The organism is [Clostridium] scindens (genome assembly GCF_019597925.1).
Classification (GTDB): Bacteria; Bacillota; Clostridia; order Lachnospirales; family Lachnospiraceae; genus Clostridium_AP.
The window spans coordinates 3,513,865-3,532,279 of sequence record NZ_CP080442.1 but is presented as its reverse complement, the minus strand read 5'-3'; the positions used below and the strand labels follow the sequence as shown (position 1 = coordinate 3,532,279).

The 18,415-nt window shown below is 48.9% G+C and carries 17 protein-coding genes; 10 read left to right on the top strand and 7 right to left on the bottom strand.

All coding sequences use genetic code 11. The features are described 5' to 3' along the window. Positions 1 to 34: 34 nt before the first annotated feature. Positions 35 to 1,408, top strand: a complete 1,374-nt coding sequence (locus K0036_RS16995; protein ID WP_220430242.1) for an FAD-dependent oxidoreductase — start codon at positions 35 to 37, stop codon at positions 1,406 to 1,408. Then, complete coding sequence (locus K0036_RS16990; RefSeq protein ID WP_220430241.1) at positions 1,405 to 2,304, top strand: tocopherol cyclase family protein; 900 nt, start codon at positions 1,405 to 1,407, stop codon at positions 2,302 to 2,304. Before K0036_RS16995 ends, K0036_RS16990 begins: the two co-directional genes overlap by 4 nt. Before the next feature lie 53 nt (positions 2,305 to 2,357). Here K0036_RS16990 and K0036_RS16985 read toward each other — a convergent pair whose 3' ends face one another. Beyond that, complete coding sequence (locus K0036_RS16985; protein ID WP_220431340.1) at positions 2,358 to 3,383, bottom strand: zinc-dependent alcohol dehydrogenase; 1,026 nt, start codon at positions 3,381 to 3,383, stop codon at positions 2,358 to 2,360. Between the two features lie 284 nt (positions 3,384 to 3,667). Between K0036_RS16985 and K0036_RS16980 the strand changes: the two genes are divergently transcribed. Both K0036_RS16980 and xylB read left to right on the top strand, forming a co-directional pair. Beyond that, positions 3,668 to 4,435, top strand: coding sequence for a GntR family transcriptional regulator (locus K0036_RS16980; protein WP_025641822.1), 768 nt, complete (start codon positions 3,668 to 3,670; stop codon positions 4,433 to 4,435). Positions 4,436 to 4,449: 14 nt separating this feature from the next. Continuing rightward, a complete protein-coding gene (gene xylB, locus K0036_RS16975) occupies positions 4,450 to 5,820 on the top strand; it encodes a xylulokinase (RefSeq protein ID WP_259283340.1) in 1,371 nt (456 codons plus the stop codon). A gap of 223 nt (positions 5,821 to 6,043) precedes the next feature. Here xylB and K0036_RS16970 read toward each other — a convergent pair whose 3' ends face one another. The 5 genes from K0036_RS16970 to K0036_RS16950 are packed head-to-tail and all read right to left on the bottom strand — an operon-like array spanning position 6,044 to position 10,209. Beyond that, complete coding sequence (locus K0036_RS16970; protein WP_220430240.1) at positions 6,044 to 6,997, bottom strand: phosphoglycerate dehydrogenase; 954 nt, start codon at positions 6,995 to 6,997, stop codon at positions 6,044 to 6,046. Positions 6,998 to 7,035: 38 nt separating this feature from the next. After that, positions 7,036 to 7,671, bottom strand: a complete 636-nt coding sequence (eda, locus tag K0036_RS16965; RefSeq protein WP_025641829.1) for a bifunctional 4-hydroxy-2-oxoglutarate aldolase/2-dehydro-3-deoxy-phosphogluconate aldolase — start codon at positions 7,669 to 7,671, stop codon at positions 7,036 to 7,038. 42 nt (positions 7,672 to 7,713) lie between these two features. Continuing rightward, positions 7,714 to 8,667, bottom strand: a complete 954-nt coding sequence (locus K0036_RS16960; protein WP_173694159.1) for a phosphotriesterase family protein — start codon at positions 8,665 to 8,667, stop codon at positions 7,714 to 7,716. A gap of 10 nt (positions 8,668 to 8,677) precedes the next feature. Continuing rightward, positions 8,678 to 9,256: a glucose-6-phosphate isomerase family protein gene (locus tag K0036_RS16955; protein ID WP_025641834.1), complete on the bottom strand. Its 579-nt coding sequence runs from the start codon at positions 9,254 to 9,256 to the stop codon at positions 8,678 to 8,680. 14 nt (positions 9,257 to 9,270) lie between these two features. Continuing rightward, complete coding sequence (locus tag K0036_RS16950; RefSeq protein ID WP_025641835.1) at positions 9,271 to 10,209, bottom strand: shikimate dehydrogenase family protein; 939 nt, start codon at positions 10,207 to 10,209, stop codon at positions 9,271 to 9,273. A 224-nt stretch (positions 10,210 to 10,433) separates the two neighbouring features. Here K0036_RS16950 and K0036_RS16945 point away from each other — a divergent pair, with 224 nt between their 5' ends. From K0036_RS16945 to K0036_RS16930, 4 genes are all read left to right on the top strand, one after another. Continuing rightward, on the top strand, positions 10,434 to 11,210 hold the full coding sequence (locus K0036_RS16945; protein ID WP_025641838.1) for a glucose 1-dehydrogenase: 777 nt from the start codon (positions 10,434 to 10,436) through the stop codon (positions 11,208 to 11,210). 310 nt (positions 11,211 to 11,520) lie between these two features. Further along, positions 11,521 to 12,645, top strand: coding sequence for a substrate-binding domain-containing protein (locus K0036_RS16940; protein WP_025641840.1), 1,125 nt, complete (start codon positions 11,521 to 11,523; stop codon positions 12,643 to 12,645). Between the two features lie 72 nt (positions 12,646 to 12,717). Next, positions 12,718 to 14,208 carry a sugar ABC transporter ATP-binding protein gene (locus K0036_RS16935; RefSeq protein WP_025641842.1) on the top strand — a complete coding sequence of 497 codons (1,491 nt, stop codon included), beginning with the start codon at positions 12,718 to 12,720 and terminating at the stop codon, positions 14,206 to 14,208. Positions 14,209 to 14,244: 36 nt separating this feature from the next. After that, the gene (locus K0036_RS16930; protein WP_259283339.1) at positions 14,245 to 15,168 is read left to right on the top strand and encodes an ABC transporter permease; all 924 of its coding nucleotides are present in this window, start codon (positions 14,245 to 14,247) and stop codon (positions 15,166 to 15,168) included. Positions 15,169 to 15,539: 371 nt separating this feature from the next. Here the strand turns inward: K0036_RS16930 and K0036_RS16925 are convergent, their stop codons facing one another. Further along, a complete protein-coding gene (locus tag K0036_RS16925; RefSeq protein ID WP_220430239.1) occupies positions 15,540 to 16,655 on the bottom strand; it encodes a glycerol dehydrogenase in 1,116 nt (371 codons plus the stop codon). Between the two features lie 248 nt (positions 16,656 to 16,903). On the opposite strand from K0036_RS16925, the gene K0036_RS16920 reads away from it, so the two are divergent. Continuing rightward, entirely contained in the window at positions 16,904 to 17,299 is a 396-nt protein-coding gene (locus K0036_RS16920) for a VOC family protein (protein WP_025641848.1), read from the top strand. A gap of 40 nt (positions 17,300 to 17,339) precedes the next feature. Next, positions 17,340 to 18,371 carry a zinc-dependent alcohol dehydrogenase gene (locus K0036_RS16915; protein ID WP_220430238.1) on the top strand — a complete coding sequence of 344 codons (1,032 nt, stop codon included), beginning with the start codon at positions 17,340 to 17,342 and terminating at the stop codon, positions 18,369 to 18,371. Positions 18,372 to 18,415: the final 44 nt, after the last annotated feature.

Below are 18,415 nucleotides of genomic sequence, written 5' to 3'. Positions count from 1 at the left end.
AGCTGCTGCGCATCCTATCTGAGAGGTGAAGACTATGACAAATAAGTCCTACTGGATGGATACGGCAACGATCAGGGAACGGCATTGCCTTCCGGGAGATATGAATATTGATACGGTGATCATTGGCGGAGGAATGGCGGGAATCCTGACTGCATACTTCCTGAAGCAGAAAGGGAAGGAATGCATCGTTCTGGAGGCCGGGCGTATTGGAAGCGGACAGACCAGGAACACGACGGCCAAAGTCACGTCCCAGCATGATCTGATCTATGCGGACCTGATCAAGGCCAAGGGAGAGAAGCAGGCCCGCCAATATGCGCAGGCAAATGAAAAAGCGATCGAGGAATACAGATCAGTCATTCATAAGATGAATATCGAGTGCGACTGGGAGGACTGCTCATCGTATCTGTATACGCAGGACCAGGGGCAAAGGCTTCATAATGAATTCATGGCGGCTGTAAGACTTGGGATCGCGGCAAGATGGACGGAAAAGACAGAACTGCCTTTCCCGATTCAGGGAGCCCTCCGGTTTGACGGGCAGGGAAGGTTCCATCCGCTTAAGTTTTTAAAGGCCGTTTCAGAGGAAGTGGAAGTATTTGAACATACGAAGGTGCAAAAGGCGACTTCTGACGGGGTGCAGACAGACCGCGGAAATGTAAAGGCTTCCAACATTGTGTTTGCATGCCACTATCCGTTCCCGATCATCCCGGGACATTATTTTATGCGGATGCATCAGGAACGCAGTTATGTGATCGCCCTTGAAAATGCGCCTTTGACCGAAGGAATGTATCTTGGCATCGATCCGGGAAGCCTGTCGGTTCGAAGCGCGGGAGGAATGCTGCTAGTGGGCGGGGAAGGACACAGGACCGGAGAGAACCCGAATGGCGGGGAGTATGAGCGGCTAATCAAAAGGGCGGGCGAGTACTGGCCGGAAAGCAAAGAAGCCTACCGATGGTCGGCGCAGGACTGCATGCCCCTGGACGATATTCCGTATATTGGGAGATACAGCGGCAGCAGGAAAAACTGGTACGTGGCCACAGGATTTAAGAAATGGGGAATGACCTCCTCTATGGTGGCTGCCATGATTCTCTCCGAGCAGATATGCGGAAGAATCAGCCCCTATGAAGAGGTATTCTCCCCCCAGAGAATGCCTGGCCTTAAGGGAATGGGGAACATGGCCTTAGAAGGCGCCCATGCGGCGGCTAATCTTGCCGGCACGTCAAAACTTTCCGCGGACGCGAAAGAAAACATCAGGACAACCCGATGCTCCCATATGGGATGCCAGCTGTCCTTAAATCCGGAAGAAGGGACGTATGACTGTCCGTGCCATGGCTCAAGATTTGATGCCCGGGGGAATCTGCTGGATGGCCCGGCACAAAAAGGAATCTGTAAAGGAGGCGATAGACGGTGACAAGATATTATCATGGAAAGAAGAAAAAATATCCATATTTTGAAGGGTGGTACCTGAAGCACCAGGCAGAGGGCAGGATGATTGCCTTCATCCCAGCGATCCACGCGGATGAGCAGGGGAAATGGACGGCATCTATACAAATGATAACAGAAGAAGGCTCCTGGTGCTTTTCCTATCCCGCCTCCCAATGTACGATCGAGAGAAGACGCTTCCGGGTGATGATCGGGGAGAACCTGTTTACGGAAAAAGGCATCTGGGTCAATCTGAAGAACAAAGACGTATCCGTCTATGGAAATATCTCTTATGGCCCGTTTGCCAAGTTAAAGAAGGATATTATGGGGCCGTTTAAAAGAGTTCCGTTTCTAGAATGCAATCACGGCGTTCTGAGCATGATGCACAGAACCAGAGGAGGGCTGCTGATAAATGGAAGGGAAGTGGATCTGGACGAGGGGCTGGGGTATATAGAGACAGACTGGGGAAGTTCTTTCCCAAAGGAGTATCTCTGGACGCAATGTATCTTTACGGAGAAAAAGAAAGGAAGCCTGATGCTTTCTGTAGCTGACGTACCGATTGGAAGGTGGTGCTTCCGAGGATGCATCTGCCAGATAGAGGTTCCGGGACGGACCTACCGGCTTGCCACCTATCTGGGGGCGAAAGTTACAAGGCTTAGCGCCAGCGAAGCGGTAGTAAGACAAGGAAAACTGTGCTTAAAGGTGACCAAGCTGGGAGAGCGGTCCTATGGGCTGAGCGCGCCGCGGCAGGGCAGCATGACGAGGATTATAAGAGAAAGCCCTGTATGCAGGATCCGATACCAACTTTGGGAGAAGGGAAGCCAGATATTTGATATCGTGGATAACCATGCGTCCTTTGAATACGTAAATGATGCCAAGAGATAGACGAAAGATGCCGCGTGGCAGGCCCCATGGCCTGACGCGCGGCATTCTTAGAATTATGCTTCCATGTTGATCATGACCTTCATAGCCTTGTCCTTTTCCAGGTCGATGGTATCATATCCTTTCTTGAACTCCCGGAATCCAAAACGGTGGGTGATCAAGGCCTCGAATTCGATCTTTCCGGCGGCCACCAGCTCGATTGCCTTGATGTAGTCTTCTTCCCGGTACATCGCGCTTCCAAGAAGCGTCAGTTCGTGATCCTGGACGGCTGCCATATCTACGGTGGCCAGATCTCCAAATACGCCTACGACTACGATATGGCTTCCCTTTCTTGCATATGCGATCGCCTGCTTCATGGTTGGGTTGATTCCAATACATTCGAAGATGACATCAGCCCGGTCTTCCCCGCAAGCTTCGATGATGGCTTCAAGCAGATCTTCCTCAGACGGATTGACCGTGGCGATCCCGCACTTCTTAGCGGTATCAAGCCTATAAGCACTGAGTTCTGATAGAAGCACGACCTCTGCGCCCAGCGCTTTTGCGGTCTGTGCAACGAGGTTGCCGATTGGTCCTCCGCCCAGCACGACAGCCTTTTTACCGGTCATGTCAGCGGCATAGCGGCGTACGGCATGGACAGCGACAGCCAGCGGCTCGATCATCGCGCCATGATCCCAGGACATCTCTTCTGGAAGTACCAGCGCCTTATTGGCATCTACTACAAAATAATCGCTGGCCATTCCGGTAGTCTGGAATCCCATGACCTTCAGTACTTCGCAGTCATTGTACATTCCGTGCGTGCAAGGATAGCACTTGCCGCATACCACCTGTGGCTGAATGGTCACTTTGTCGCCTACCTTGCAGTTTGTCACATCCTTGCCCGTCTCCACCACCTCTGCGCTGACTTCGTGTCCCTGGACGACTGGATAGCTGGTATAAGGGTGCTTTCCGTGATTGACATGTATATCGGATCCGCAGATTCCGATCCGCTTCATCTTTACTTTGATCTGATCCGGCTTCACCTCGGGGATATCCACCTCCTGGTAGATGATATTTCCTGGTTCCGTCATAATTGCCTGTGTCATTTTTGCCATGCTGATAACTCCTTTTCCATAATCTTATTTTATCAGGTTACAAGATAGTAATGTTATAACAATAATTATATCATGTACTTTTTGGTAAGACAAGAGGATGGAAAACATTATAAACGAAAAAAATACTGAAAAAATCATTGAATTCCGCCTGTATTATGTTATAATATCATTACATAGTTACGATTATACAAAGTGGTCGATATGCTTGCGGGAGAATTTCCAATATGTTACAATATCCTTAATCAAATATATTCGAATATCAGGAGGATATTGCAATGTTAGACAAGACAAATAGAATTGATAAGTCGGTTCCGATTCCATTATATTTTCAATTGAAGGAACTGATTTTGGCGGAGATCAAAGAAGGACGTTATAAGAGCGGAGACTTGATCCCCACGGAGAAGGAAATCAGCGACGCATTCCAGATCAGCCGGACTACGGTAAGACAGGCTATTACAGAACTGGTTCAGGAAGGACGTCTGTACCGGGTGAAGAGCAAAGGGACTTTTGTGGCCCAGCCAAAGATCACCCAGGAATTCATACGCAAGATTGAAAGTTTTAATGACCAGATGTACCGGTCGGGCATGACGCCGAGTACGGAAGTGCTGGAACTAAAGACGCTTAAGGGGACGGAGGCTGAGGATTCGGTCCTGAAGGCGCTGGAACTAAGGGAAAGCGACTCCGTCATCTTTTTGTACCGGAAACGAATGGCAGACGGCGAACCCATCGTAACTACGAAGACCTACCTTCCATACAAAGAATGTGATTTCTTATTAAGCCATGACTTGGTAAAAGAACAGTTATACAGCATTCTTTCACAGAAGGACGAGACAAGGATATTCAGGATCGAGCGTACGGTGGAAGCCATAGAGGCTAAGGCAGAAGATGTGAAATTGCTGGATATGAAGCGGGGAAAGCCCATTCAATATTTTGTTTCCATTGGATATAACGCATTTGGAAAGCCAATCGAATATACCTTGTCCAGATATCGCGGGGACCGTAATAAATTTGAGGTAACCGTGTTTCCGGAGAATAAAAGTTAAGGAGGAACAGACGGTTGAGGTATATCTTGGCACATGACCTTGGGACTTCAGGGAACAAGGCCACATTATTTTCAGAGGACGGACGGTTGATAAAGAGCGAAGTGTTTTCGTATGATGCCCACTATTTTAATGATACATGGGTGGAGCAGAATGCGGATGACTGGTGGAACGCAGTATGCAGGACAAGCAGCAGCCTGATCCAGTCTACAGGGGTTGATCCCAGAGAGATCGGCGCGATCAGCTTCAGCGGCCAGATGATGGGATGCCTGTGCGTAGATCGAAACGGAACGCCGCTTCGCCCCTCGATTATCTGGGCGGACCAGAGGGCGCAGAAGCAGGTGGCACAGATTGAAGAGCATATCAGCCAGCAGGATTTTTACCATATCGTAGGACACCGAAATACAGCGTCCTACGGAATCCAGAAATTAATGTGGGTGCGGGACAACGAGCCTGAGATATACGAGCAGACCTACAAGACTCTCAATGCGAAGGATTATATCGTATTTAAGCTGACCGGGAAGTTTTACACAGAGCCTTCCGATGCCAACAGCGTCGCGTGCTTTGACTTGAAAACGTTCCAGTGGTCGGAAGAAATATTGAAGATTACAGGGATTGACCCAGATAAGCTTCCGCAGATCAAGCCTTCCACCTTCGTGGCTGGCGGCGTGACAAAAGAAGCGGCACGGGCGACAGGCCTGGCAGAAGGAACGCCGGTCGTTATGGGCGGAGGAGACGGAGTCGTGGCGAATATCGGATGCGGATCCATATCGCCGGGCAAGACCTACTGCTGCATGGGCACATCCGCATGGATTACGACGACGGCAGAGAAGCCGATCTTTGATGCGCAGATGCGCACGGTAACCTGGGCGCATGTGATTCCGGGTATGTACGCGCCAAACGGAACCATGCAGTATGCGGGAGGGGCATATAACTGGCTGAAGAATACGGTTTGCAGCATGGAATCCTATAAGGCAAAAGAAGAAGGAACCTCTCCATATACCTATATGAATGAACAGATTGAAAAAAGCACGGTGGGAGCAAACGGGCTCATCTTCCTGCCATACCTGCTGGGAGAGCGCGCGCCTCGCTGGAACCCGGACGCGAAAGGCGCCTGGATCGGCATCAAGCCGGAAACCATCAGGGGCGATTTGCTAAGAAGCGTGCTGGAAGGCGTCACCATGAACCTTTCCATCTGCCTTGATATTCTGAGGACGCAGATGGATATCAAGGAGATCACGGTAGTGGGGGGCGGAGCCAAGGGGGCTGTGTGGAGGCAGATCATGGCAGATATATACAATGCCAGGATCAAGGTTCCATCCCTCCTGGAAGAAGGCAGTTCCATGGGCGCGGCGGTGATCGGCGGCGTGGGAACGGGGGATCTTTAAAGACTTTACCGCTATCGACAGATTCATCAATATTGAATCCGTACATACTCCGGATTCCGGGGCAGTAGAAGCGTATGGATCCGTGAAAGAGGCCTTTGAAACCTGCTATTTTGCGCTGGAAGATGCATTTAAGAAGATGGCAAGACATTTGTAATCCTGAAATGTGAATATATGAAGTAAGACGTCCCGGAAGTTATTAGAATTACTTCCGGGACGTCTTACTTTACTTATTTACAATATATGGGCATTCATTTCCGCTTAAGATATCAATCAGATTCTTGATTGCTCCGCTGGCCATATGATCGGTGGCCTCCTGGGTATGAGCGCCTGTATGGGGCGTTACCACCACGTTGTTAAGCTCGAACAGCGGGGAGCCTGTAGGAGGCTCGATTTCAAAAGCGTCGAGTCCCAGGCCGCCAAGTTTTCCTGACTTTAGTGCCTCGTAAGCGGCAGCCTCATCGATGATGCCACCTCTGGAAGCGTTGATAAGGATCGTGCCTGGCTTCATATTGGCAATGGCTTCTCTATTGATCAAATGTCTGGTTGAATCCATGAGGGGCAGGTGAAGGGCGATGACATCCGCCTGCTGCACGAGTTCATCAAAAGCGCGTATGCCGATATCGTGTTCGGCGCAGTAGGCCTCATTGATGAAGGGGTCATAGGCAATGACGTTCATTTCGAATCCTTTGGCGCAGCGGGCGGTTACTTTGCCGATGGCGCCAAGTCCCATGATTCCGATCGTCTTTCCTTTCAGTTCCATTCCGGTGCTGCGTACCCACTCCCCATTTCTGGTGGAATCATTGAGATAGGGAATGCGTCTTGCCACGGCCAGGATCAGGGCAAATGTAAGCTCTCCCACGGCTTCGGCGTTGACGCCAGGCGTGTTTGCAACCGGGATGCCTTTTGCCTTGGCGGCCGCAATATCCACGCGGTCATAACCCGCGCCATAACGGGAGATGACCTTGAGATGGCCGCAGGCATCTATTACCTTCTGGGTGATAGAATCCAGCCCGGCAACGTATCCGTCGCAGTCTTTTAATAAGGGAATCAGCTCGTCCTCTGTAAGAGGACGGCCGAGTTCGTTGAATACAAGATCATCGGAAAATGCTTTTAAGGTTTCCAACGCCTTAGAGCCTTTGCCAGGCTGCAAAGAAGTTGGCGTAACTAATATTCTCATAATAAGCGTGCCTCCTGTCATTGTTGCTTGCGGATACGTTATCTGGATACGAGCGTGACCGCCTCGGCGGTCAGACGCGCGATCTCTTCAAAGTTTCCTTCGTTAATAAGGCTGTCTTTTACCATCCAGCTGCCTCCGCAGGCGATAATCTTATCAAAAGCCAGGAATTCCAGTACATTCGAAGCGTTGATTCCTCCGGTTGGCATGAACTTCAGGGACGGAAATGGGGCTGCAAGCGCCTTGATCGTTCCAAGTCCTCCGCATTGTACGGCAGGGAAGAATTTTACTACCGGCAGATTATACTCCATTGCGGCCATTACTTCGGATGGGGTGCAGGTTCCTGGAAAGACTGGAAGATGATTGTCTATCGCAAATTCCACGACAGACCGGCAAAATCCCGGGGCTACCAGGAATGTCGCGCCAGCGTCCAGCGCGCGTCTGGCTTGTTCCACATTCAGGACTGTGCCTGCGCCAACCATCATGTCAGGAAATTCCTTTCTCATAATGCGGATGGATTCTTCAGCGGCTCCGGTACGGAAGGTGACCTCCGCCACAGGCAGCCCGCCTTTGCACAATGCCTCCCCAAGAGGCTTTGCATCCGATACGCGGTCTAATTTGACAACGGGAATGATTTTTTTTGCGGCAACTTGTTCGAATAGATTTGTTTCACTCATAATGATTCGCTCCTTGTAATGGATGTAATATGCAGGCGCATATTACTGGGTTAATATACGTTTCGGGTTTTCGACGGAAATCAGATGGATGGTTTCCGCGGAAACGCCGGAATCTCTTAATAACTGGTTGAATACGGTAAGAATGTAATCAAGTCCTATGGCATCCGGTACATAGGATCTGAGCCTCGTACGGGTGGTATCCAGCGAATACAGCAGCTGGCTTTCGTATCCGGCGTTTATCAGAGCCTTGAATAACTGAATTTCATGCGCATCGCTGTGATACTTGAAGCGTCCGATAGTGTCAAATTCCAGGTAGGAGCCTTTGGAGAGGATACGTCTGTGAAGTTCCAGATTCGGGCAGGCGCGGTCCATATGGCAGAACATCAGATCCTGTGGACGGATGCCGAGGTTCAGCAAGTAATCCTGGAGCAGCACTGGATTCGTTCCTTGCTCCACATGGATCATGAGGATGCGATGGGTGCGCAGGGCGGCCCTGGCGGCGGCCCGGAACAGTTCCTTGTAGCGCGGGCTTAATTCTTCCGTGTCATAAGCGGTCTTGATGATGCCAGCCCTGGCATCGCACGGAGTCTGCGGCATTCCCTGGTCGGCATCGACAAACATTCCTTCCGTCAGCTCCCGCACGAATACTTCTTCCAGATCAGAAGGAGGCAGGGTGCGGATCCAGTGCTCTTTTGGATAGAAGCACAGTTTATGGAAGCCGGTGGAGGCAATGATATGCACGCCGGAGTCCTCCGAAAGTCTTCTAAGTTCTAAAGCCATGCGGTTTGCGCCGCATGGCTGGGCTTCTATGAAAGACTGGCCTCCTGCCAGATGAAAACGCTTTGCTTCTTCCAGGCTCTTTTCCATATCATCCATGCATAGTGCTGGATTGATCTGATAGGATATGCCTTTGCTCATGGCGATATGCTCATGGCATTGGCAGAAGCCTAGTTCTTCCGGGGCTATCCGCCCGGTAACGGTGATAATTTCTTTCATAATATCTTCCCTATTTCCAATGAGGATTGTCTATGACGGATGGCTTGCCTGCGTCCCGGACAATTAACTTGCGGTAGCCTTTGGTCTCGATGGTGCCATAATCGTGTCCGGCATCCGCCGCAAAGGTATAGAACATTACAAGCGGCACAGTTCCCGTGTTGACTGACCGGTGCGCGTAACGCCTGGGCACGTAGAGAGCCTCGCCCTTTTTCAAAGGAAGTTCCATGGTATCTCCCTCCGGATTCTCCATAACCATATAGCCCTCTCCATCCAGGGTATAATATACCTCCGCGGTATCAAGGATGGTGTGGAAATGTCCCTTGGTCATAAAGTATTCATTTCCGATGATTCCAGGGTAGAGGATCGTGGTTCCAAATGCCAGATCCCCGGCCCGCTCCGGACATCCCAGTTCATGAAACTCATAGACCAGGGGATCGCCGCTTTTTAATACCTCATTTACGGCATCCGCGTCATAGTACATATCCTTCATCTGTGAAAGATATCGTTTGGTAGTTTCGGCGGTCTTTGAAAGTCCTGTCACAAGGTCGAAATCTACCTGGAAACTGGTATCCCAATTAAATTGATTCATTGTCTTATGCCTCCTTATGATTTGGCAATCTCGCTTAATTTCTCAAGCAGTTCGCCCTTGATGTCGATTTGAAATACTTCGGAGATCACCTGGGTCCATCCGTGAATGAAGTAGATCCAGCCATCTTCCACGTGGAGCCGCCTGGATTGTGCCTGCGCTTCGGCCTGGCGCTTGAAAAGCAAGTCTCCGCGGTAATTGATTTCCCATACCAGGCTGTCCTCCGGGAATACGCAGTCATCCGTCAGGGGAGATCCTGGGCCGTCCTTGCCTAATCCTGTGGCGTTGACGATAAGAGAGTGGGGCTTCAGGGAAGCCAGCGTCTTGTCGTTATCCGCAGGCGTAGGATTGTGTATGTATTCAAAATGAATCTTTGGATTGATTCCGTCGAGAATGGCTTGTGCAGACTCCAGTCTCGGAACGCTTCGGTTAGCGATGATGATACGCTTAGGAACGTTAGCGCCGAACTGCTCCTGCGCAAAATATACGGACATAGCAAGAGTGCTTCCGCCTGCTCCAAGCAGCAGCACATCCCCGTCGTATTGGGTCCAATAGTTGGCTGGAACAAAGTTTTCAAGCGCCATTCCGCTGGAAATAGGATCTTTGGCATGAGCACAGAGTTTTCCGCCTTTTTTGGAAATGGAAGAGACTTCTCCCAATCTCTCGGCATAAGGATCCACATATTCAAATAAGTCCTTGCAGGTGTTGAACAAGTCGATTTTATGAGTGGTGACGAGCGCTCCAAGAGAGAGCGGATCATTTTTGATAAAAGTGACGGCTTCCCGGTACTCCTCTGCAGAAGAATGAGGGGCGAAATCAATCCCCTTGATGACAGCATCCTTTAATCCAAGTGCATCGGCCCATTTGGGGAACACTTTCATAATGGAAGACTGTCCAGTGGTAACGCCGATAAAATATAGAGTTGGTGCAGTTGCTGGTTGATATACATTTGCCATTGGATTAATCATCCTTTCTTATTAATTAGTAGTTGTAAATCTCGCTTCGCAATGTGCTTGCATAACAATGTCATTACATAGTAACATTATATTGCGATTATAGAAAAATGTCAATATCCATCTTGCCAAATGAGAATGTTGACAAATAGAAGATAATGTTATAACATAACTACATAATAAAATTGTGAACAACTAGAAACTAGAAACAGTAAAGGAGAGAAAACATGAACGCACTGGAAAAATTATTTTCATTAGAAGGAAAGACAGCAATTGTTACAGGAGGCGCGCAGGGGATCGGAAGCGTGGTTGCTATGCGCATGGCGGAAGTCGGAGCCAACATCGCCATCTTTGATATGCAGGAGGAAAAGGCCAGAAAGACCGCAAAAGAAATTGCAGAGGCTACAGGAAAGAAGACGGCAGCCTATGGCGTGGATGTCACGGATCCGGTTCAGGTAAAGGCCGCGATCGAGCAGGCGGATGCTGATATGGGCGGGCTGGATCTTCTGTTTAACAATGCGGGCATCGTATTACATAAGTCTGCCTATGACGTAACGCCGGTAGAGTGGGCCAAGGTAATCAATGTGAATCTGAACGGAGAATATTATATGGCGTCTGAATTTGCCAGGTATCTGAAGGGGAAGGGAAAGAAGGGGGCCATCTGCAATACGGCATCTATGTCCGGCCACATTGTAAACTGGCCTCAGGAGCAGGCATCTTATAATGCGTCAAAAGCAGCGGTCATTCAGATGACCAAGTCTCTCGCGGTAGAATATTGTAAGGACGGAATCCGCGTAAACTGCATCAGTCCTGGATATATGTACACGGAACTGACATGCCATGTGAATCCGGATTGGCAGGAGCGCTGGATGGACCTTACGCCATATGGAAGGTATGGCACGCCGGATGAACTGTGCGGAGCAGTCATCTACCTGCTGTCTGATTCAGCCTCATTTACATCAGGAACGGACATTATCGTAGATGGATGTTTTACATGCGTATAAAAGAAGAAAGAAGGAACGGGCATCTGTACAGAAATGTATAGGTGCCCGTCATTGTTTTTTATAAAGTTAGAAAAATCAAAACAATATTAAAAAATGACTATATTGCACAATAAAATGCGACCAATGAGAAAATAAAACAGTGAAAATAACTAAAAAATAAAAAAGATTGTCTTTTTATTAACGTTATTTTTCATAAAAAATGATCGTTATATGGAGAAAAAGTTGTTGACAAATATGAAGCAATGTTATAACATCATGATATAACAACGTTAGAAATATATACGTAAAACAAAAAAGGAGGAAAAAAAGTATGAAGAAAAAGTTATTGGGCGTGCTGCTATGTGTAGCAATGGTAGCGTCGATGGCAGTTGGATGCGGAGGATCAGATAAAGGCTCCGACGATTCCAAAGATGCGAAGAAGAGTGACGACAAAGGTGGCAAGTACAAGATTGGCATTGCCATGAAGACCCAGGATGGTCCTTACTTCGTAACATTGACCAAAGCAGTTCAGGAGAAATGCGCAGAGATCGGACTTGTTGACAAGGCTTCTGATGTAGTCGTGCTGAATGCGGATATGGATGTTGCAAAACAGTCTGAAAACTTCGAGACATTTATTTCTCAGAAGTATGATATGGTCTTCTGCGACTGTATTGACCCGGACAACGTAATCGCAGATGAGCAGGCCGCTCATGATGCAGGAATTCCGGTTATCAATATCGACTCTGGCGTGAATGACGGAAGTTACTGCGTGACCACCGTATATTCTGACAATAAGCAGAATGGACGTCTTTGCGGCAAATCATTTGCAGAATCTATGGGCGATGAGGAGATCTACTCCATCATGCTTTCCGGCGAAAAAGGAAATGTTGCAGGAACAGAGAGACGCCAGGGACTGATCTGCGGCGTTCTGGAGCAGAGGCTTGGAATCTCCGAAGACGAAGCATGGAAGCTGACGAAAGACGCTGATGACCAGTTACTGAATAAGGGCTCTTACACGAACGAAGAAGCAAAATTCACCATCGCTGGACAGGGCTGGGGCAACTGGACAGTAAATGATATTTTGAACGATGCCAATGACCTTGTGGTAAAGACGAAGGACAAGCTTAACACCATGTTTGCAGAGAATGACCAGATGTTATTCGGCGGCATGCAGGCAGCAGATGACGCGGGACTTACAGGCATCCACTATGTAGCGGCAGCGGATGGCGCGCTGGAAGCATATGACTACATAAATGGAACAACAGAGTGCAAATCCGGCGAATACTACTGCACAGGCGAGAACTCTCCATGGCAGGTAGCGATCACGGCAACAAACATTGCAAAGGAAATCCTGGTTGATGGAAAAGATCCGGAAAGCTACGATGAAGTAACGATGACAGAGGCTGTCTGCGTTACCAAAGACAATGTTGACGAGCGTTATGAATACGGCTTCTAAATAATCATTAAGTCCTCCTTATAACGAGGAGGACTTTTTTTGAATCATTGGATCATGTGTGGAGGTGAGTGTATGGAAGGGCAGTATAGACTTGAAATGAAAAATATCACAAAACGCTTTGGCGGAGTTAAGGCTCTTACAGACGTTTCTTTAAAAGTTGAGCCTGGCGAGATTCATGCTCTTATAGGAGAGAACGGTGCCGGCAAATCTACGCTGATGAAGATTTTGTCTGGCGCATATCAGAGGGATAGCGGACAGATTTTTATAGATGGCAGGGAAGTCAAGATTACAAATCCAAAAGAGTCCAAGGATCTGGGCGTTGCGATTATCTATCAGGAATTCATGCTCGCGCCGGACTTGACGGTGGCGGAGAATATCTTTATAGATAAGCTCTCGGCAGGAAAGGCAACGATTAACTGGAAGAAGTTAAGGGCGGATGCAAGGGAGCAGCTTGAAAAACTAGGATTTTCCGATATTAACCCGAATGCAAAATGTGGCAGCCTGAGCGTTGCATACCAGCAAGTGGTCGAAATCTGCAAGTGTCTGACCAGAGACGCGAAAATACTTGTATTCGACGAGCCAACGGCAGTTCTGACATTTTCTGAGATAGAAAAACTATTTGAAGTCATCCATAAGCTAAAGGATCAGGGCGTAAGCGTGATCTATATTTCGCACCGTCTGGAAGAGATCTTTCAGTTAAGCGAGCATATCACGGTTCTCAAGGATGGTACTTATGTAGATACAGTGGAGACGTCGGGATTCGATAAGCAGAGGCTGGTTAACCTGATGGTAGGACGGGAGATGACCGATATGTTTCCGAAGAGGAATGCGAAGATCGGCGACACCGTCCTGAAGGTGGAAGATCTGCACGCAGGAAAGATGGTGCAGGGCGTTAGTTTTGAAGTAAAAGCCGGGGAAGTACTCGGATTCAACGGGCTTGTAGGGGCCGGAAGAACGGAGACGATGCGGGCTGTCTTCGGAGCAGATAAGAAAGAGTCCGGCAAGGTCTATTATTTTGGAAAGGAAGTAAGCTGGAAGAGCCCCCGTGCCGCCATCAAGGAAAAGTTCGGCCTTCTTCCGGAAGACAGAAAGAAACAGGGATTATTGCTGGAGCAGAGTATCCGTATGAATACGACGCTTGCCTGTTTAGATAGAATTACGAAAGGCGGCATAATCAATCATAAGTCTGAAAAGGCGTTTGTCAAAGATGTCCTGGCAAGCATACAGACGAAATACGGCGATACGGAAGATAATGCCAACAGCCTGTCCGGCGGCAACCAGCAGAAGGTGGCGCTGGCGAAATGGATTGCGGCGGACTGTAAATGTATTGTCTTTGACGAACCTACCAGGGGAGTCGATGTAGGCGCTAAGACGGAGATATACAAGGTAATCAATACGCTTGCGGAAAAGGGCGTTGCGGTGATCATGATATCGTCTGAAATGCCGGAGGTCATTGGCATGTGCGACCGCGTAATGGTCATGCGTAATGGGAAGATCTCAGGCGAGGTCGGCAAGGATGAACTGTCTGAAGAAACATTGATTAAATTTGCGATGGGGGTCTAACTATGGAAAAAAAAGAAAATAAATATAAAAGATTTTTTGATTACGAATAATACATATGTTATATTTCTGATACTGTTTATCGTGTGCGCGGTGATGTCAAGCACATTCCTGCAGCCGGTCAACTTAATGAATATCTGCCTTCAGCAGTCCGGCCCGATCCTCGTGGCGCTTGGCATGCTGTTCGTCATCCTGACAGGGGGCATTGACCTTTCCGTAGGCGCGGTAACGGCATTATCTTCTTCCTGTGCCTATGTTCTGATGAGAGACCACGAAGTGAGCCTTGCGGTAGCCTTCCTGATAGCAATTCTAGTTGGCATCGCTATGGGGCTTCTGAATGGTATTCTCGTGGCATATGGCAAGATGCAGGGATTTGTAACGACTCTGGCTACGCTGTCGATTGGTAACGGGGCAGCCTTAATCGTATCAGAAGGCGCCCCGGTACGCTGCTCTAATGTGGCAGCCGTTAAAGCGATGGCCAGCAAGGACTTTGGCTACCCCATCGTGATTGGATGCGTGATCATCATCATCATTATCGCGCTTGTACAGAAATATACCTCCTATGGACGTATCGTGATTGCCTGCGGCTCCAACAGCACTGCCGTACAGCTTGCGGGTATCAATGTAAAGAAGTATGTATGCTCCTGCTATGTAGTTTCAGGATTCCTTGCTTCGATTGCCGGAATGTTTATTGCGTCCAGAACGCAGACCGCGTCATCTACGCTTGGAAAAGGCGGCGAGCTTGATGCGATCGCAGCCTGCGTCATCGGCGGCGCAAGTCTTGCAGGCGGCAAAGGAAATGTTGTAAAAGCAGTGATCGGCGCGCTGATCATTGCGCTGATCAGCAACATCATGAACTTGAAAGGCGTACCAGCCTATCCGCAGGAAATCGTGAAAGGATGTATTATCATTGCGGCTGTTCTGCTGCAGATTGCGACCGATAGGAGCGAGAGCGCGGTGTAATGATTCTTGGGAAGTAAATTGCGGATTGAGAAAGAGGACGACGGGGGAGGGGCGGAACCGGAGAGGATTCCGGCTCTCTTCGCCTTGAACTTGTAACTTCAAAGACCGTCCAAACTTGGCAGCCGAGCCTATTCGACGTGAAATTCTGAAAGAATTTCGCATCTCAGAGGCTCTTGGATATTTTATTGGTGATAAAATATCCATACCAGGTTTGGACGGTCTTTTCAGTAACAAGATTCAAAAGGCTTGTTCGACGGTATCCGCTCCAGAACCGCCCCTCCCCAGTCTGTGCGCGTTCTAATGCAAGTTCGCTTTGAGGGGAAATCGGGGCTTGGAAGAGGACGACAGCAGGAGGACAGCCGCTGGCGGGGCTAGTCTGCTTGGTAGTAGCGGCCTAGGGCGTCGGCGGCTTTTACGATGTTTTTCAGCATTTCGCCTGTGATCTCGTAGGGCTCGCGGACGAGTTCGGTCAGGGAGGCGTTGTCTGCGATCAGCTGAAGGTTTTCTTCGGTCAGTTCTACCTGCAGGTCTTTAAGAGTGGTGGGAAGTCCGACTTCCATACAGAAGGCTATGTACTCTTCAACGATTTCGGAAGGGGCATTTTCGGCAACCAGCTCGCATAAGGTGCCGAAGGCGACTTTTTCTCCGTGGAGGGTCTTGGTTCCGTTTGGCGTTGCGGTGATGCCGTCGCCTACAGCGTGGGCGCAGGCGCAGGCCGTATTCTCGAAGCCCAGGCCGCTCATTAAAGTGTTGGCCTCGATGACGGCTTCCAAGGCTTCTGTAACGACGTGCTGCTCGTTGGCAATCTTTGCGGCGACGCCGTATTCCAGAATGGTGTCATAGCATAATTCCGCGATCGTCATCGCAACCTTTGTCCTGCGGAAGGCGCCGGCCTCCTGACAGATGTAATTGGGGCTGTTGGAAGCGGCGTTTGCCTTTGCTTCGAATAAGGTAGCCATCGCATCGCCCATTCCGGATACGAGGAACCGAACCGGCGCGTTGGCAATGATTTCGCTGTCGATGATGACGATATCAGGGCTCTTAATATAGTTGATCGAATGGGAATGCTCATGATTCTCTTTGTAGATGACGGAAAGCGCGCTGGTTGGGGCATCGGTGGAAGCGCTGGTGGGAACGATGACAACCGGCAGCTTAAGCGTGTTAGCCGCCCCTTTTGCAGTGTCCAGAGTCTTACCGCCTCCAATGCCCATAATCATCTGAGCGCCAGCCTCCGCCGCTTTTCTGGCAATGGCGGCGATCCGTTCTTCGGTCACCTCGTGCTCGAAAGGAATGCTGGTAAACTGAGCATGGTGTTCCTCATATTGCGCCGTCAGCTGAGGCGTCAGGCTGTCATAGAAGAATGGGTCAATGACTGCGAACACCTTGTCTCCATATTTTGCTGTATGCTGTGCAAGACGGCGGATTTCTCCAGGTCCCTGGATATATCTTCCGGGTGAGCCGAAAGACATGGTTCTAGATGCTATCATAATAAAAACCTCCTAAATTTAATATAGTTATGTTATTACATAGTTATATTGTAATATATATTAGAGCGTTTGAAAAGCGTAAATCAAATATTTAAGAAAGATTGTGAAAAAGTGAAAGGGGAACTCCGGGAATCCACTGGACAAAGAGCCTTAATAATGGTAAAATAAAATCAATTCATTATGTAGTAACATAGGTATATAAGAAAAGAGAAATGGAAACGGACGAATGTGGAAAAGGAGGTTATTTTATGATTAAAGACAGAAGACTTGGCCATCTGGGCATGGCGTCCAGAGATGTGGATGCTACGGTCGCATGGTATGTGGATGTACTGGGATTTGAGAAAATCGGTGAGTTTAAGGCGCCAAATGGAAATGACATCAAATTTATCCGGAATAAGGAAGGATGCATCTATGAGATATTTCCGTCCGAGGACGGTGAAGATGCCGGTGCCTATGGCAAGATCGACCACTACTGCTTTGAGTCGGAGGACGTGGAGAAGGATTATGAATATTGCCTGGAGCAGGGCTATACGATTACCACGGAAGGGATTGAAGAACTGCCGGGACTGTGGGAGCGGGGAGTACGCTTTTTCAAGATTGGCGCGCCGACCGGTCAGCAGGTGGAATTCTGCCAGATATTATAGGAATGAATGAAATGAAAGAAAGTCAATAAGGAGGATCAATATGAAAACAGTACTTGTAAATAAGGATGGCTCTTTGTCCGTCCAGGAAGTTCCGAAGCCCAAATACGGCCCGAAGCAGGCTTTGACCAAGACGATTGCAAACGGTATCTGCGGAACGGATATTCATCTGATGAAAAAAGCCTTTAAGGGAGTTACGCAAGAGATGTATCCGCTTATGCTGGGGCATGAAAATGTAGGAGAAGTGGTAGAAGTAGGCGAGGAAGTAACCGGGCTTAAGGTTGGGGACAAGGTGCTGCTTCCTTTCGTAGATCCGGATCCGGAACATCTGGGACCTTATGGCTCTGCATGGGGAGCGTTGAGCGAGTACTGCGTGGTAAATGATGCTGCGGCGTACCAGGAAGGAGAGGTGCCTGATCTGGCAAAGGCACAGTGTATCATTCCTGACGATATCGATCCGGTGGATGCCGTCATGCTGATCACCTTGAGAGAAGTGTTAAGCAATGTAAAGTACTTCGGCATTGAGAAGGATAAGCCGGTGGTAATATTTGGATGCGGCCCGGTGGGGCTTACCTTCATTAAGATGTGCAAGATGGTAGGAGCCAATCCGGTGATTGCGATCGCGAGAAATGAGCCTAAGAGGAAGAACGCGCTGGATGGCGGTGCGGACATAGCGCTGAACAGCAAGGAATGCGATATTACCAAGGAGATCCGGGACATGTTTCCGCAAGGAGTGCCGTTCGTGATCGACGCGGTAGGCTCTGAAGATGTGGTAAATGACGCCATGGGCCTGATCTGTGACCGAGGAGAGATCTGCTGTTATGGAGTCCCAAGAAAAGAAGAGATGCACATTGACTTCAGTAAGGCCGACTATAACTGGGTGCTTAATTTTCAGCAGTTCCCGCGCAAAGATGAAGAGGCAGCTGCGCACAGCGAAGTGATCCAGTGGATCCGGGAAGGGAAGATCGACCTGAAAGACTACATATCCGATTACTTCTCTTTTGATGATGTGATCGAGGCTTATGACAAGGCAATGAATAAGCAGGTACTGAAAAAAGGAATCGTAGTGTTCTAAAAGTCCTTCAGATATTGCGGAATCCTTTGCTAGAGATTATAATA

What these genes read in the sequence shown, in the direction of transcription:
- K0036_RS16995 (WP_220430242.1), top strand. Translation starts at nt 35, where the DNA reads ATGACAAATAAGTCCTACTGGATGGATACGGCAACGATCAGGGAACGG.
- K0036_RS16985 (WP_220431340.1), bottom strand. Translation starts at nt 3,383, where the DNA reads ATGACACAGGCAATTATGACGGAACCAGGAAATATCATCTACCAGGAG.
- K0036_RS16980 (WP_025641822.1), top strand. Translation starts at nt 3,668, where the DNA reads ATGTTAGACAAGACAAATAGAATTGATAAGTCGGTTCCGATTCCATTA.
- K0036_RS16970 (WP_220430240.1), bottom strand. Translation starts at nt 6,997, where the DNA reads ATGAGAATATTAGTTACGCCAACTTCTTTGCAGCCTGGCAAAGGCTCT.
- eda (WP_025641829.1), bottom strand. Translation starts at nt 7,671, where the DNA reads ATGAGTGAAACAAATCTATTCGAACAAGTTGCCGCAAAAAAAATCATT.
- K0036_RS16960 (WP_173694159.1), bottom strand. Translation starts at nt 8,667, where the DNA reads ATGAAAGAAATTATCACCGTTACCGGGCGGATAGCCCCGGAAGAACTA.
- K0036_RS16955 (WP_025641834.1), bottom strand. Translation starts at nt 9,256, where the DNA reads ATGAATCAATTTAATTGGGATACCAGTTTCCAGGTAGATTTCGACCTT.
- K0036_RS16950 (WP_025641835.1), bottom strand. Translation starts at nt 10,209, where the DNA reads ATGGCAAATGTATATCAACCAGCAACTGCACCAACTCTATATTTTATC.
- K0036_RS16945 (WP_025641838.1), top strand. Translation starts at nt 10,434, where the DNA reads ATGAACGCACTGGAAAAATTATTTTCATTAGAAGGAAAGACAGCAATT.
- K0036_RS16940 (WP_025641840.1), top strand. Translation starts at nt 11,521, where the DNA reads ATGAAGAAAAAGTTATTGGGCGTGCTGCTATGTGTAGCAATGGTAGCG.
- K0036_RS16935 (WP_025641842.1), top strand. Translation starts at nt 12,718, where the DNA reads ATGGAAGGGCAGTATAGACTTGAAATGAAAAATATCACAAAACGCTTT.
- K0036_RS16925 (WP_220430239.1), bottom strand. Translation starts at nt 16,655, where the DNA reads ATGATAGCATCTAGAACCATGTCTTTCGGCTCACCCGGAAGATATATC.
- K0036_RS16920 (WP_025641848.1), top strand. Translation starts at nt 16,904, where the DNA reads ATGATTAAAGACAGAAGACTTGGCCATCTGGGCATGGCGTCCAGAGAT.
- K0036_RS16915 (WP_220430238.1), top strand. Translation starts at nt 17,340, where the DNA reads ATGAAAACAGTACTTGTAAATAAGGATGGCTCTTTGTCCGTCCAGGAA.